10 protein-coding genes and 2 pseudogenes are annotated in these 15,101 nt (G+C 72.7%); 7 read left to right on the top strand and 5 right to left on the bottom strand.

Going from position 1 to position 15,101, the window contains the following annotated elements:
- Nucleotides 1-132 precede the first annotated feature (132 nt).
- Nucleotides 133-1,002 (top strand): hypothetical protein, encoded by an 870-nt coding sequence (locus ACWBNA_RS20210; protein WP_482705818.1) that lies wholly within the window; start codon nt 133-135, stop codon nt 1,000-1,002.
- Nucleotides 1,003-1,159: 157 nt separating this feature from the next.
- Here the strand turns inward: ACWBNA_RS20210 and ACWBNA_RS20205 are convergent, their stop codons facing one another.
- Together ACWBNA_RS20205 and ACWBNA_RS20200 are read right to left on the bottom strand one after the other, a co-directional pair.
- Entirely contained in the window at nt 1,160-1,342 is a 183-nt protein-coding gene (locus ACWBNA_RS20205; RefSeq protein ID WP_383875782.1) for a hypothetical protein, read from the bottom strand.
- A gap of 116 nt (nt 1,343-1,458) precedes the next feature.
- Nucleotides 1,459-2,238, bottom strand: a pseudogene (locus ACWBNA_RS20200) (fatty acid desaturase family protein); the annotation flags it as partial.
- Nucleotides 2,239-2,376: 138 nt separating this feature from the next.
- Between ACWBNA_RS20200 and ACWBNA_RS20195 the strand changes: the two are divergent.
- Together ACWBNA_RS20195 and ACWBNA_RS20190 are read left to right on the top strand one after the other, a co-directional pair.
- On the top strand, nt 2,377-5,238 hold the full coding sequence (locus ACWBNA_RS20195) for a DEAD/DEAH box helicase (protein ID WP_482705873.1): 2,862 nt from the start codon (nt 2,377-2,379) through the stop codon (nt 5,236-5,238).
- The gene (locus ACWBNA_RS20190) at nt 5,235-6,503 is read left to right on the top strand and encodes an SWIM zinc finger family protein (protein ID WP_482705817.1); all 1,269 of its coding nucleotides are present in this window, start codon (nt 5,235-5,237) and stop codon (nt 6,501-6,503) included. The genes ACWBNA_RS20195 and ACWBNA_RS20190 overlap by 4 nt, the downstream gene beginning before the upstream one ends.
- Nucleotides 6,504-6,599: 96 nt before the next feature.
- Here the strand turns inward: ACWBNA_RS20190 and ACWBNA_RS20185 are convergent, their stop codons facing one another.
- Together ACWBNA_RS20185 and xylA are read right to left on the bottom strand one after the other, a co-directional pair.
- On the bottom strand, nt 6,600-6,884 hold the full coding sequence (locus ACWBNA_RS20185; RefSeq protein ID WP_482705816.1) for a hypothetical protein: 285 nt from the start codon (nt 6,882-6,884) through the stop codon (nt 6,600-6,602).
- A gap of 473 nt (nt 6,885-7,357) precedes the next feature.
- The gene (gene xylA / locus ACWBNA_RS20180; protein WP_482705815.1) at nt 7,358-8,524 is read right to left on the bottom strand and encodes a xylose isomerase; all 1,167 of its coding nucleotides are present in this window, start codon (nt 8,522-8,524) and stop codon (nt 7,358-7,360) included.
- A 117-nt stretch (nt 8,525-8,641) separates the two neighbouring features.
- Here xylA and xylB point away from each other — a divergent pair, with 117 nt between their 5' ends.
- From xylB to exaC, 4 genes are all read left to right on the top strand, one after another.
- On the top strand, nt 8,642-10,087 hold the full coding sequence (gene xylB / locus ACWBNA_RS20175) for a xylulokinase (protein ID WP_482705814.1): 1,446 nt from the start codon (nt 8,642-8,644) through the stop codon (nt 10,085-10,087).
- Between the two features lie 96 nt (nt 10,088-10,183).
- Entirely contained in the window at nt 10,184-11,392 is a 1,209-nt protein-coding gene (locus ACWBNA_RS20170; RefSeq protein WP_482705813.1) for an ROK family protein, read from the top strand.
- A 276-nt stretch (nt 11,393-11,668) separates the two neighbouring features.
- The gene (locus ACWBNA_RS20165; protein WP_482705812.1) at nt 11,669-12,946 is read left to right on the top strand and encodes a GAF domain-containing protein; all 1,278 of its coding nucleotides are present in this window, start codon (nt 11,669-11,671) and stop codon (nt 12,944-12,946) included.
- A gap of 184 nt (nt 12,947-13,130) precedes the next feature.
- Nucleotides 13,131-14,654, top strand: a complete 1,524-nt coding sequence (gene exaC / locus ACWBNA_RS20160) for an acetaldehyde dehydrogenase ExaC (protein ID WP_482705811.1) — start codon at nt 13,131-13,133, stop codon at nt 14,652-14,654.
- A 152-nt stretch (nt 14,655-14,806) separates the two neighbouring features.
- Here exaC and ACWBNA_RS20155 read toward each other — a convergent pair.
- Nucleotides 14,807-15,064, bottom strand: a pseudogene (locus ACWBNA_RS20155) (helix-turn-helix domain-containing protein); the annotation flags it as partial.
- Nucleotides 15,065-15,101: the final 37 nt, after the last annotated feature.

Genomic DNA, 15,101 nt, shown 5'->3' with positions numbered 1-15,101 from the left:
GCACGGCACCGGATGGCCGTTTCGCCCCGTCCGGTCGGAAAACTGCAGCTCCGGTGCGCCGGGGAGTCGTGACAAGCGCCTTCCGGGCGCACTAGGGTGCGCGCCGTTGGACGAACCGATGGGGAGGCTGGGATGGCCGGGACGGACGAGGACGCCGTCGCCGCCGCGGACGACGCGCTCTATGTGCTGACGGCGGTGCTGCTGACGCCGGCGAAGTTCCCGAGCGTGCTGGGCGACGACTATCCGGAGGCCTGTGCGGCGCTCGGTCTCGCGCCGCTGGCCGACGGGTACGGCCTGGTGCTCGGCCAGGACGGCGGGGGCGCCCGGTGGACGGTCGTCGTCGACGACGTGTCGCTGGTCGCCGTCGCCATCGCGTCCTGGGACTGCGGCATGGAGCACGATCTGTCGCCCGACGAACGCACGGTCGTCGCCGCCCTGCCGGGCTGGCCCCTCGCGGTCGCCGTCGCGGCTCCGGGCGTGCCGGCGCCGCACGACCCCGACCCCGAGGTCGCGGACGGTCCGCCGCTGACGCCTCCGGACAACACCGTCTGGGGGGCGGCCCAGCGGCGGCTGGGCGCCGACGAGATCGCGCTCCAGTGGGCGATCTGGCGTGAGCAGATCGACGACGCGGCCTTCCAGAGCCGCGGCGACGGAAGCTCCGAAACCACGGACGACGACGAGCCGTCCGACAGCACCGGTGGATCACGGGAAGCCGAGAAGGACGTACGCACAGGGCACGGCGGTATCCGGCGGGTCCTCGCGGAGGCCCGCGCCTACGTGGACGCGCCCCCTCCCCTCGGTCGCGTCCGGTCGTCCTTCGCTCCCGGGGACGCGCGGACGCTGCGTGCCGACGGTCCCGGCTGGTCACTCGTGGCCAGGACCGACGACATCGCGTTCGTCCTGCTCGACGACGAGCCCGGTGAGGTCCTGCCGGTCGGCCGGGGTCCGGAGTTGCCGGGCCTCCTGGAGGCGCTCGACAAGATGGCCGTACGCCCGATCTGAGCCCGGCCGGGCGGTGACGGGTCCGTGCCTGAACGCCCGGGTGTGCCGTGGGGACGTCCGCCCGCTCGCGGACCATGCCGGTCGGCAGGTCCGCGAGCGGCTCTACGGTGGGGTCCCGCGCACTGGTCGGCTCGGCCGGAGCCGACGCGGTGGTGCGTCAGCGGCCCAGCTCCTTTCGCGTGACGCGGCGCAGCCTGCGCCGCTGTGAGGGGTCCAGCGTGAGGTACGCGGCCGCCGGGACTCCCAGGACGATCAGGAGCGCGGCCCACCAGGGCAGCCAGATCAGCAGGATGAGCCCGACCGCCACCCCTCCTGCGGCGATCTTCGCCTTCTTCGACATGTGCGTCGCCTCCTCCGCGGCCAGTGCCGCTCTCTGTCCAGAAAAACGGGTCCGCGCCTCCCGCGGTTCCGAACCGCGACCCTGAGACGTCCCTGAGACATCCCCGACGCGCGCCCCTACTCCGTCCGCAGGGGCTCTCCCACCTGGTGCATGTGGCGAAGAGCCTGTCGGTAGGAGTCGACGAGCCCGGTCTCCGCGTAGGGGATATCCAACTCCCGGCAGTGTGCGCGCACCAGGGGCCGGACGAGCCGCAGATGGGGGCGGGGCATGCTGGGGAAGAGGTGGTGCCCGATCTGGTACTTGAGGCCGCCGAGGAACCAGTCGGTCACCGCGCCGCCGCGGATGTTGCGCGAGGTGAGGAACTGTCGGCGCAGGTGGCCCCATGGTGCGCCGCTCGGGTCCGGCATCTGCATGCCCTTGTGGTTGGGCGCGAAGGACAGCCCCAGGTGCAGGCCGAAGAGGGCCTGGTGGAGGGCCGCGAACGCGAGCGCCTTGCCGGGCGACATGGATGTGAGCAGCAGCGTCGCGTAACCGAGGAGATGGCTCACCAGGAGCACGGCCTCCACGGACCGCTCCGCGGGCGACTGGCGGCGCAGGTCCCTGAAGCCCTGGACCTTCAGGGCGACGCCTTCGAGGAGGGTGAGCGGGAAGAACAGCCAGGCCTGGTGGCGGGTGAGCCGGCGCCGGAAGCCGGTGCGGACCGCGGCCTGCTCGCCGGTGAAGACGAGGACGTCGGCGGCGACGTCGGGGTCCTTGTCGATGTGGTTGGGGTTGGCATGGTGCCGGTTGTGCTTGTGGTTCCACCAGCCGTAGCTCATCGTGACGAAACGTACGGATCGGTGACCCGCCGCGATCATGAGGCAACCCCCCGTGTACGGCCGGGGGGCCAGCACCGCGCGGGCAGGGGGGTGACGACACCTCCGAGAGAAGTGATGCAGGTCACCTATTACGCATACCGATGGGACGGCGACAGTGCTGTATCCTCGGCGGCCGACCTAGTAGTCAAATTTGAGGAATTCGGCATCTCTGTGCGGATGGTTTCCCCGGCACCAGCGACCCAGATCTCCGAACTGGCCCATTGTTGCGCCCTGTTCGTGCCCGGCGACCCGGCTCGCACCGGCCGTGTCGCCTTCTGGCGGCCCGACGGTGGCGCCCCTCCTGCCGTGGCGGCGGGGACGGTCGAAGACCTGGCCGTCGTTCTGCCAGGCGACGACGGTGTCGAGCTGGTGAGCGTGCCGGCCCTCCTGCTGCCGGTGCGCGCCGCGCTGCCGGTGCTCACGCGTGCGCGTGCGCGTGCCGACGAACACGCACATCGCGCGTCCGCGTTCTGGGGTGCGGCGGCCGTGCTGGCCCTGCACCTCGTGGCCCGCGGGCTGCTTCTGCCCGGCCTCTCCCCGAGCGACCACGACGCCTGGCGGGCAGGCCCCCTGCGGACGGCGGACGTGGACCACATCCGCCGGCTCGCCGCCGCGATGCCGCCCGAGGCTCACGCCGTGCCCCTGGACGACGCCCGGCCCCTGCGCCTGCCCGACCCGGAGCAGTTGCTGCGCGCCTTCCTGGACGCGGTCGCCGACACGCTGCCCCGCTCCCCCGCGGCACCACTGGCGACCGGCGGGCCCGCCTATGCGGCGCCGGAACCGCAGCACCTGCCCGAGCAGCGCCCGTGGGCCGCCGCCGTCGCCGCGGGTCACGACGCGGGCGTACGGCTCTCGCTGCGCATCGAGGTACCCGGTCTGAACGACGCTCAGGATGACGCGGTGCTGCCGTTGCGAGCCGTGCTGCGGGTGCACAGCGTGAGCGACCCGGCGCTCGTCGCGGACGCCGTCGAGGTGTGGACGGGGACCGGCACGGCGGGCGAGGCGTTCGGCGCGCGCGAGCGGATGCACGGTCTGCTCGCGCTCCGCCGCGCTGCCCGGGCATGGCCGCCGCTCGCGCCGCTGCTCTCGGCCTCCGTGCCCGACGCCGTCGAACTCGCCGACGAGGAGGTCACCGAACTACTCGGGGAGGGGGCCCGCAGCCTCCTCGGGGCCGGAGTCGAGGTGCACTGGCCGAAGGAACTGTCCCGCAAGCTGACCGCCCGCGCGGTGGTCGGTCCCCCGGACGAGGAGACGGGCCCCGCCAAGGTCTCGGCGGACACACCGTCGTTCCTGTCCGCCGACGCGCTGCTCTCCTTCGACTGGCGGTTCGCGCTGGGCGACCAGCGGCTCACCAGGGAAGAACTCGACCGCCTCGCCGAGGCCGGCCGCCCCGTCGTGCGCCTGCGTGACCAGTGGGTCCTGGTCGACCCCGAGGAGGTGCGCCGCGCCCGCGCCCAGCAGGACCGCAAGGTGACGCCCGTCGACGCCCTGAGTGCCGCCCTGACGGGCTCTACGGAGGTCGACGGCCACCGGGTCGACGTCCATCCCACGGGCTGGCTGGCGGAGCTGCGGGAGCGCCTCGCGGACCCCGAGGCGCAGGAGCCGGTCGCACCGCCCGCCGCGCTCGCCGCCACGCTGCGGGACTACCAGCGGCGGGGCCTGAGCTGGCTGGCCCGGACGACGTCACTGGGTCTGGGCTGCTGTCTGGCCGACGACATGGGACTCGGCAAGACCATCACCCTGATCGCGTTGCATCTGCACCGCCAGACCGACGCCGAGTCCGCCGGTGCCACGCTCGTGGTGTGCCCGACGTCCCTGATGGGCAACTGGCAGCGCGAGATCGAGAGGTTCGCACCGGGCACTCCCGTGCGCCGTTTCCACGGGTCGCGCCGCAGCCTGGACGACCTGGCCGACGGGGAGTTCGTCCTCACCACGTACGGCACGATGCGCCTGGACGCCCGCCGGCTCGGCGAGGTGCCGTGGGGCATGGTCGTGGCGGACGAGGCCCAGCACGTGAAGAACCCGTACTCGGCGACCGCCCGGGAGCTGCGCTCGATCGGCGCACGCGCACGCGTGGCGCTCACCGGCACGCCGGTGGAGAACAACCTGTCCGAGCTGTGGGCGATCCTCGACTGGACGACCCCCGGCCTGCTGGGCCGGCTCGGCACCTTTCGCACGCGGTACGCGCAGCCTGTCGAGGGCCGTCAGGACCCGGCCGCCGCGGAGCGGCTCGCCCGGCTCGTACGCCCCTTCCTGCTGCGACGCCGCAAGTCGGATCCGGGGATCGCCCCGGAACTGCCGCCGAAGACCGAGACCGACCGTGCCGTGTCGCTCAGCCGGGAACAGACAGGCCTGTACGAGGCGGTGGTGCGCGAGACCCTCGCGGAGATCGCCGGCGCCGACGACATGGCCCGGCACGGGCTGATCGTGAAGCTGCTGACGAGCCTGAAGCAGATCTGCAACCACCCGGCGCAGTTCCTCAAGGAGGAGCGGCCGACGATCGCCGGACGCTCCGGGAAGCTGGAGCTGCTGGACGAGCTCCTCGACACCATCCTCGCCGAGGGCGCGAGCGTCCTCGTCTTCACGCAGTACGTGCAGATGGCGCGGATCATCGAGCGGCACCTGGCGGCTCGCGGCACGCCGTCCCAGTTCCTGCACGGCGGGACGCCCGTTCCTCAGCGGGAGGCGATGGTGCGGCGCTTCCAGGACGGTGAGGTTCCCGTCTTCCTGCTGTCGTTGAAGGCCGCGGGCACGGGCCTGAACCTCACCCGGGCCGAGCACGTCGTGCACTACGACCGCTGGTGGAACCCCGCGGTCGAGGCGCAGGCCACCGACCGCGCGTACCGCATCGGCCAGACCCGGCCCGTGCAGGTGCACCGGCTGATCACGGAGGGGACCATCGAGGACCGCATCGCCGACATGCTCGACCGCAAGCGCCAGCTGGCCGACGCGGTGCTCGGCGCGGGCGAGGCGGCGCTCACGGAACTGACGGACAGGGAACTGGCCGATCTGGTCGAACTGCGAGGGGGCGCCCGATGAACGAGCACGACGGTGACATGGAGCGCACGTTCGCCGCGTTGCCTCCCGCGTCCGGGAGGGGCTTCGCGCAGACGTGGTGGGGCCGGGCCTGGCTGAAGGCCCTGGAGGACACGGCACTGGACTCGCAGCAGGTGAAGGCGGGACGCAGGCTCGCGCGCGCGGGAGCCGTCGGCGCCGTGTCGGTGCGCCCGGGACGCATCACCGCGGTCGTCCAGGACCGCGACCGCACCCCCCACCGGGCTGACGTGCTGCTGGCGGAGCTGTCGGACGAGCAGTGGGACCGTTTCCTCGACATGGCCGTCGAACGGGCCGGGCACGTGGCGGCGCTGCTGGACCGCGACATGCCGCCGCACCTGGTCGAGGACGCGGCCGCGGCCGGCGTCGAACTGCTGCCGGGCATGGGCGATCTGGAGCCGCAGTGCGACTGCGACGCCTGGGACCACTGCGGACACACCGTGGCACTGTGCCATCAGGTGGCGCGGCTGCTGGACCAGGATCCCTTCGTGCTGCTCCTGATGCGGGGCCGCGCCGAACGCGCCCTGCTGGACGCACTCCAGGAGCGCAGCGCCGCGCCCGCCGCGACGGTGGCCGAACCGGCGGGCGTGGATGCCGCGGAGGCGTACGTGGCCGGGGACGTCCTGCCCCCGCTGCCCGCTCCGCCCGAACTGCCCGAGGAGGCAGGCGTGCCGTCGGCCCTGGACACCGAGGACCCGCCCGCGTCCGGGATCGATCCGGCGGCACTGGAGTTCCTGGCCGCCAGGACGGCGGTGGAGGCCCACCGTCTGCTCGGCGAGGCTCTTCGGACGGATCCGGGATCGCCTGTGGACGAAGCCGGGCTGACGGCGGCTCAGGACGCCGTCCGTCTGGCCGCGGGCACCCCCGCGAAGGCCGTTCTGGCCCGGCTCGCCGACGGTTCCGGGCGCGGCCGGGAGCAGCTGGCCCTGGCCGTGCGGGCCTGGCGGCACGGGGGCGCTGCCGCGCTGGCGGTGTGCGAGGAGGCGTGGACCGTGGAAGGCGAAACGCTCGCACGCGCGCGTGCCGCCCTGGACTCGGCCTGGGACGAGGACGAACGTCCGACGCTGCGGACGCAGGCCAACCGGTGGACGGTCGTCGACGCTGCCGGCCAGGTGCGTCTGGGGCGGGACGGCCGTTGGTGGCCGTATCGGAAGGAGGGCGGTCGCTGGGTGCCCGTCGGCGGGGCGGCCCAGGATCCCGCGACCGCGCTGGCCTCGGCGGAGGCCGGGCCCGAGGAGGAGAGCTCCTGACGGGGAGGGAGGGCGTCGCGCGCGGGCCACGAAACGCTCGCCCTCCGGTCGGATGCCGGACGCGTAGCCGCAACCCGGGCGTCCGCCGGTCAGCGGCTACGGAAGGACGTCGCCGAGTGACGGGATCAGCGATTCGAGGTCGCTGGGGAGATCGCTCGGGAAGTCGCTCGGCAGCTCGGTGGGGAGCTGCGACGGCAGCTCGGTCGGCAGAGTGCTGGGCAGTTCGGTCGGGAGGCTGAAGGACGGCGAGGCGGAGCCGCTCGTGCTCGCGCTGCTCTCGGGGGGCGCCTTCTCGTCCGGCGAGTCGCCGTTGCCCGACGCCATGAGGACGACCACGGCCACGGCCACCGCGACCGCGATCAGGGCCAGGATGACGAACAAAGGGCTACGGCGCCTTGCCGGGCCACCGGGCGGCCCGCCCGGTTCGCCGGTGGGAGTCATCGGCTGGGTCGACGAGAAACCGTGTTGTGAGGAGCCCTCGTACGAAGCCGAACCACCGTACGGGGCCCGTCCGTTGTGGCCGAAGCCTTCGGGAGGCGGTCCGAAACCGTCGCCCGGGGGCGGCGTGTCTCCCGGTGGCCCGGGCGGCGGCTGAGGCGGTACGGGCGGCATGGCCATACCGCCCAGAGTCGCCTCGAAGCGGTCACGGCGCGAGCCCCGCGCGGAAGTTGATACGGCGTCATGCCTTGGACCGCATGATTCCGGAACATTCCGCGCGGGATCGCTCAAAGCCGTGGTTGCCCTGATTGCCCTGATTGCCCTGAAGCAGACGTCACACACACGCCGACGTCACCCGGAATCCGAGCCCGCAGAGAAACCGAGTCCTCGGAAACCGAGGGCACGCGCGCGTGCGTTCAGCCACGCGCCCCCAGCAGGTGGTCCATCGCGAGCTGGTCGAGCCGCTCGAAGCCCATCCCGCGCGCGGCGGCCGACTCCACGTCGAAGTCCTCGAAGGCGCCGCGGTCGGCGAGGAGGGACTTCAGGCCGTCGGCCGCGGTGGGCTGTGCCAGCTCGTCCAGACGCGAGGTGCGCAGGGCCTCCTGGACCTCCGGGTCGGCACGGAAGGCGGCCGCGCGCTCCTTGAGGATGAGGTAGTTGCGCATGCAGCCCGCGGCCGACGCCCACACGCCGTCGAGGTCCTCGGTCCGCGGCGGCTTGAAGTCGAAGTGCAGGGGGCCGTCGTAGCCGGCGCTCTCCAGGAGGTCGACCAGCCAGAAGGCCGCGCGCAGGTCACCGCCGCCGAACCGCAGGTCCTGGTCGTACTTGATGCCGGACTGGCCGTTGAGGTCGATGTGGAAGAGCTTGCCCGCCCATAGTGCCTGCGCGATGCCGTGCGGGAAGTTCAGGCCGGCCATCTGCTCGTGGCCCACCTCCGGGTTGACGCCGTACAGCTCGGGACGCTCCAGGCGCTCGATGAACGCCAGCGCGTGGCCGACCGTGGGCAGCAGGATGTCGCCGCGCGGCTCGTTCGGCTTGGGCTCGATGGCGAAGCGCAGGTCGTAACCCTGCTCGGTCACGTACTCGCCGAGGAGGTCGAAGCCCTCCTTCATGCGGTCGAGCGCGACGCGTACGTCCTTGGCGGCGCCGGACTCGGCACCCTCGCGCCCGCCCCAGGCGACGTAGGTCTTGGCGCCCAGCTCGGCCGCCAGGTCGATGTTGCGGATCGTCTTGCGCAGGGCGTAGCGGCGCACGTCGCGGTCGTTCGCGGTGAACGCGCCGTCCTTGAAGACGGGGTGCGTGAAGAGGTTGGTGGTGGCCATCGGCACCTTCATGCCGGTCGCGTCGAGGGCCTCCCTGAAGCGCTTGATGTGCGCCTCACGCTCGGTGTCCGAGGACCCGAAGGGGATCAGGTCGTCGTCATGGAAGGTCACGCCGTGGGCGCCGAGCTCGGCCAGGCGCTGCACCGTCTCGACCGGGTCCAGGGCACGCCGCGTGGCGTCGCCGAACGGGTCCCTTCCCTGCCAGCCGACGGTCCACAGGCCGAAGGTGAACCTGTCCTCGGGGGTGGGCTGGTAGTTCATGCCGCGGCTCCTTGCGTGCTGAGACTATTTCGTCATGGCCGTTTACAAATTAGTATGCGATCGCATCTCTGGGAAGACAGACCCCGCAGAGCCGCGGAAAAATTTAGGGAGAGCACGATGTCAGCAGCCGAGGGTCCGCTCGTCGTCGGCGTGGACACGTCCACGCAGTCCACGAAGGCGCTGGTCGTCGACGTGGCGACCGGACAGGTCGTCGCGAGCGGCCAGGCACCGCACACCGTGTCCTCCGGGGCGGGGCGCGAGAGCGACCCGCGTCAGTGGTGGGACGCCCTGTGCGAGGCCCTGCGCCAGTGCGGTGACGCGGCCCGCGAGGCGGCCGCGGTGTCGATCGGCGGGCAGCAGCACGGGCTCGTCACGCTGGACGCGCGGGGCGAGCCGGTACGCCCGGCCCTGCTGTGGAACGACGTGCGCTCGGCGCCCCAGGCCCGGCGGCTGACCGAGGAGCTGGGCGGCGCGAAGTTCTGGGCCGAGCGCACCGGCTCGGTGCCGGCCGCGTCCTTCACGGTGACGAAGTGGGCGTGGCTCGCCGAGCACGAGCCGCAGGCCGTCCGGGCGACCAAGGCCGTGCGCCTCCCCCACGACTACCTCACCGAGCGCCTCACGGGGCAGGGCACCACCGACCGCGGCGACGTCTCCGGCACCGGCTGGTGGGCGTCGGGGACGGAGTCGTACGACCAGGAGATCCTCGCCCACGTGGGGCTCGACCCCGCCCTGCTGCCCCGGGTGGTCCGGCCCGGCGAGGTGGCCGGTACCGTGCGCGACGGCCACGACCTGCCGTTCTCCAAGGGCACCCTCGTGGCTCCCGGCACCGGCGACAACGCGGCCGCCGCGCTCGGCCTGGGCCTGCGGCCCGGTACGCCGGTGATGAGCCTCGGCACCTCGGGCACGGTGTACGCCGTGTCGAAGCGCCGCCCCGCGGACCCGACCGGCACCGTGGCGGGCTTCGCCGACGCCCACGGCGACTGGCTGCCGCTGGCCTGCACCCTGAACTGCACCCTCGCCGTGGACCGGGTCGCGGCCCTGCTGGGACTGGACCGCGAGGCCGTCGAACCCACCACCGGCGTCACCCTCCTCCCCTACCTGGACGGCGAGCGCACACCCGCACTGCCGAACGCCTCGGGGCTGCTGCACGGGCTGCGCCACGACACGACCGGCGGACAGCTCCTGCAGGCGGCCTACGACGGTGCCGTGCACTCGTTGCTCGGCGCGCTCGACCTGGTCCTCGACGAGGACGCGGACCGCTCGACCCCGCTGCTGCTGATCGGCGGCGGCGCCCGGGGCACGGCCTGGCAGGCCACCGTACGGCGACTGTCCGGGCGCCCGGTGCAGGTGCCCGAGGCCAGGGAGCTGGTGGCGCTCGGCGCTGCGGCCCAGGCGGCCGGCCTGCTGACCGGCGAGGATCCGGCCGCGGTCGCCCGGCGCTGGAACACGGCATCCGGGCCGGTGCTGGACGCCGTCGAGCGGGACGAGGCGGCACTGGCCAGGATCGCCGGGGTACTCTCCGACGCGGCGCCGCTGCTGGAGCGGGGGACGGAAGACCACTGAGGGCGCTTGTGTGACTGGCGGGCGCCCCTCTCGTGGCCACCGGCCGCCCTACCTGTGGGTGACCGTCGACATCACCGAGCAAGGACGGACGGAGGCATGACCGCACCGCTGCACGAGGCCCACCCGGCCGGCCCCGGCCGTGCCCTGCCCGACACCCAGCAGGGCATGCGCCGCCGCAACCTCGCCCGGGTGATGCACACCGTCAGTGCCGAGGGGCCGCTGTCCCGTGCCGCCGTCGCCTCGCGCATCGGTCTGACCCGGGCCGCGGTGTCGACCCTCGTCGACGAACTCATACGCTCCGGACTGCTGGAGGAGCTGGGCCCCGAGCGGCCCGGCCGGGTGGGCCGACCGGGATCGGCGCTCGCCGTCAGCGGGCACGGTCCCGCCGGGATCGGCGCCGAGATCGGCGTCGACCACCTCGCGGTCTGCGCGGTCGACCTGCGCGGTCAGGTGCGGTCCAGGGCCGTGCGGTACGGCGCGAACCGCGGGCGCGCCCCAGGTCCCGTGATCGACGAGCTCACCGAACTGGTCCGTGCCGTGGTCGGTGAGGCGGAGCGCGAGGGTCTGTGGCCCGCGGGGCTCGCCGTGGCCGTGCCCGGGCTGGTGGCGCGCGACGCCCGTACCGTCGTACGCGCCCCGAACCTCGACTGGCACGACACGGACCTCGGCGCCCTGTTGCCGAACGAGTACCCGCTGGCCGTCGGCAATGAGGCCAACTTCGGTGCGCTGGCCGAACTCTGGCTCGGTGACGGCACCCCCCGCGACTTCCTGCACGTGTCGGCGGAGATCGGCATCGGCGCGGCGCTCGTGGTGGACGGACGGCTGCTGCACGGAACGCGCGGATTCGCGGGCGAGCTCGGGCATGTGCCGGTCCGGCCGGACGGACCGGACTGTCCGTGCGGCGGCCGGGGGTGCCTGGAGCAGTACGCCGGCGAGGAGGCGGTGCTGCGGGCGGCCGGTCTGGAGCCGGGCGAGGATCGCGTCGGGCTGCTCGCGGGACGCGCCGCGGACGGGGACGAGAACGTACGGCGTGCGCTGCGCGACGCGGGAGAGGCGCTCGGCATCGCGCTGACCGGGGCGGTCAACCTGCTGGATCCGGTGGGCGTGGTGCTCGGCGGTGCGCTGGCCGGGCTCGCGCCGTGGCTGTTGCCGTCCCTGCGGGAGGAACTGGCCCGGCGCACGGCCGGACCGGCCTGTCCGGTGTCCGTGTCCCGGCTGGGCTCCGAGGGACCGTTGCTGGGGGCCGCGCACTCGGTGGTGCGGGGGGTCCTCGACGACCCGGCAGCCGTGGCCGAACGGGCCTGACCCCGGGCCGGCCCCACCCATGCGGGTGAGGGAGTTTTCCACCATCCTTCCCTCGTCCACCGAAGCACGGTGTGCGCTGCTGCCCAACCGGCAGGCGCCGTACCGTGATGCACGAGAAGTGCGGCCGTCGTGCCACGTCGACGGCGGGCGTCCGCCCCGGAGCGGCGGCGGGGCTGCCTTTCGGATGAGCACGGATGACCACGGTCGAAACGGTTGTCCGGGCGCGCACCCGGAGTGACGATGTCCCCGACCGCATCGCCCTTCAGGGAGGCCGATTTGACCGATCCCTGGGTGGCCCTCGAACCGGGGGCCGACCCCGCCGAGCGCCTTCGGATGCTGCGGCGCGCGCATGAGACGTTCACCGAGGCCGGCACGGTGCCGCGGCCGGTGCGATCGGTGGTGGCCGACTCGTGGCGGCGTTCCGCGCGGGCCGGCGTCGGACCCGACGGCACCGCGTGCGTGGACCTCATGGACGGCGACCTCGGCGCCTACCGGGCCGAGCATCCGCTGGCGCGGGTGATGCCGCTGTTCCGTGAGTTGCTGGGCACGTTCGCCTCCGACGGCGAGCACCTGCTCGCGGTGTGCGACGCACACGGCAGGCTGCTGTGGGTGGAGGGTCATCCGGCCACTCGCGCACAGGCCGGGCGGATGAACTTCGTGCCGGGTGCCCGCTGGGCGGAGACGGCGGTCGGCACGAACGCGCCGGGTACGGCGATCGCCCTCGACCGGCCGGTACAGGTGTTCGCGGCCGAGCACTTCATCCGCAGGGTCCAGCCCTGGACGTGCGCGGCGGCACCGGTGCACGATCCGCGTTCCGGGCGGGTGCTCGGTGCGGTGGACATCACGGGCGGGGACCGGCTCGCGCATCCGCACAGCCTGGGTTTCGTGCAGGCCGTCGCGCGGGCCGCCGAATCCCACCTGGCGCTGCTCGCACCCGAGGGGCCCGCCACCGACACGGCCGAACTGACCGCGCTGGGCCGCGACGAGGCGCTGTTGCTCACCGCCGGCCGCAGGATCAGGCTCAGCCGTCGGCACAGCGAGATCGTGCTGCTGCTGGCCCGCCATCCCGAGGGACTGACCGGCGACGAACTGCTGTGCGCGCTGTACGAGGACGAGTCGGTGACGCCGGTGACGCTGCGCGCCGAGTTGGCGCGGCTACGCCGGCTGCTCGGCCCCGGTCTGCTCACGTCACGGCCGTACCGGCTCACCGTGCCCGTCGAGTCCGATGTGGCCGTGGTGGAGCGGCGGTTGGAGACCGGCGCCGTCACGGCGGCGGTGACCGCGTACCCGGGCCCGCTGCTGCCGGGCTCCCAGGCCCCGTCGGTGGTCAGGCTCAGGCGCCGTCTCGCCGACGGACTGCGTACGGCGCTCGTCGCCCGCCGCGATCCCGACCTGTTGGCTGACTGGGCGCACGCGCCCTGGGGCGAGGACGACCTCGACGTATGGCGGGCACTCGCCGCGGTACGACCGACGGCGACGATCCGGGCCCGCCTCTCCGCGCTCGAGTCGGAGCTGGCGGGGCCGGCGGCCAGGTCGCGTGCGTCGGGGCGTTGAGCGAGGGCGCCTTCGGCCGCCGGTGACAGGGCCACGCCGCGTACCCGGCGTGTCCCACGTACCCCGCCCGTGATCCCACGTACCCGACGCCTGGTTCACGCAACGTACCTGCAACCTCCCGCTCCCTAGCCTCGCGCCGAGAGCTGCCCAACGGCGGGCAGCGCTTCTGAAGGAGGCCGGCAGCATGACCCGTTACGCGGCGCCCGGAACCGAAGGCGCGATCGTCTCCTACCAGGCGCGCTATGACCACTTCATCGGAGGCGAGTACGTACCGCCGGCCCGCGGACAGTACTTCGAGAACCCGTCGCCGGTGAACGGGCAGCCGTTCACGGAGGTCGCCCGCGGCACGGCGGAGGACGTGGAACGCGCTCTGGACGCGGCGCACGCTGCGGCGCCCGGCTGGGGTCGCACGTCGGTGACCGAGCGTTCCGGCATCCTGCTGAAGATCGCCGACCGGATGGAGGCCAACCTCGAAGCCCTGGCCGTCGCCGAGAGCTGGGAGAACGGCAAGCCGGTGCGAGAGACGCTGGCGGCCGACATCCCGCTCGCCATCGACCACTTCCGCTACTTCGCCGGCACGATCCGCGCCCAGGAGGGTTCGCTGGGCGAGCTCGACGACGACACCGTGGCGTACCACTTCCACGAGCCGCTCGGCGTCGTCGCGCAGATCATCCCGTGGAACTTCCCCATCCTGATGGCGACGTGGAAGCTCGCCCCCGCCCTTGCCGCCGGCAACGCGGTCGTCATCAAGCCCGCCGAGCAGACCCCGGCCTCCCTCCACTACTGGATGAGCCTGATCTCCGACCTTCTTCCGCCGGGCGTGGTGAACATCGTCAACGGCTTCGGCGCGGAGGCGGGCAAGCCGCTCGCGTCCAGCCCGCGGGTCGCGAAGGTGGCGTTCACGGGCGAGACCACGACAGGGCGGCTGATCATGCAGTACGCCTCGGAGAACATCAAACCGGTCACCCTGGAGCTCGGCGGCAAGTCGCCCAACATCTTCTTCGACGACGTCTGGGCGAAGGACGACGACTTCCGCGACAAGGCGCTCGAAGGCTTCACGATGTTCGCCCTCAACCAGGGCGAGGTGTGCACCTGCCCGTCGAGGGCCCTCATCCAGCGCGGCCACTACGCGGAGTTCCTGGAGGCGGCCGTCGCCCGCACCGAACTGATCAAGCCGGGCCATCCCCTCGACACGGACACGATGATCGGAGCCCAGGCGTCCAACGACCAGCTGGAGAAGATCCTTTCCTACCTGGACATCGGCCGGCAGGAGGGCGCGAGGGTCCTCACGGGTGGGGAACGCGTCGAGTACGACGGCGAGTTGAAGGGCGGCTACTACGTCCAGCCGACGATCTTCGAGGGCGACAACCGCATGCGGATCTTCCAGGAGGAGATCTTCGGCCCGGTGGCCTCGGTGACGTCCTTCGACGACTTCGACGACGCGGTGAAAATCGCCAACGACACGCTGTACGGCCTCGGCGCGGGCGTATGGACACGCGACATCAACACGGCGTACCGCGCCGGACGGGCCATCCAGGCGGGGCGCGTCTGGACGAACTGCTACCACGCGTACCCGGCGCATGCCGCGTTCGGCGGCTACAAGCAGTCCGGGATCGGACGCGAGAACCACAAGATGATGCTGGAGCACTACCAGCAGACGAAGAACCTTCTTGTTTCATACAGTCCGAAGAAACTTGGGTTCTTCTAGAGCCTGAAGTCGGTTGCCTGGAGGCATCGTTCGCTCCAGGCAATCCTGTTCTGGTTGCGATCCTCGGTCGCGCCGAAGGGCGACCGCCACGATGGTGGAGGTGGGGGGGCCTGGCGCACCCACAGCCGGTTGCGACCCCCGGTTGCTCCGGCCAGTTCCCGCTCCAGCCTCGCGATCTGCGCTTCGCTGAGCCTCGGCCGCCCCGGCGATCCCTTCGACAGGACCCCCGCTTTGCCGCGCTCGCGCCACTGGCGGCGCCACCGCTCCACGGACCGCTCACTGACCCGCAGCGCGGCAGCAATCTCCCTGATCTTCTGCCCGCCCTCGAAGCGTTCCACCGCCTGCAGCCGGACCCGTTCCCTCGCGGCCCTCCCGGCGTCGGTCAACCCGCCGCCCTGCGCGTATCTCACGGTCCAGCGCTACCGGAGCGAACCGGCCGCCGTCAGG

Source organism: Streptomyces sp. Q2 (genome assembly GCF_056820935.1).
The sequence above is the reverse complement of the archived record's forward strand: the minus strand, read 5'-3'. Positions and strand labels throughout refer to the sequence as shown.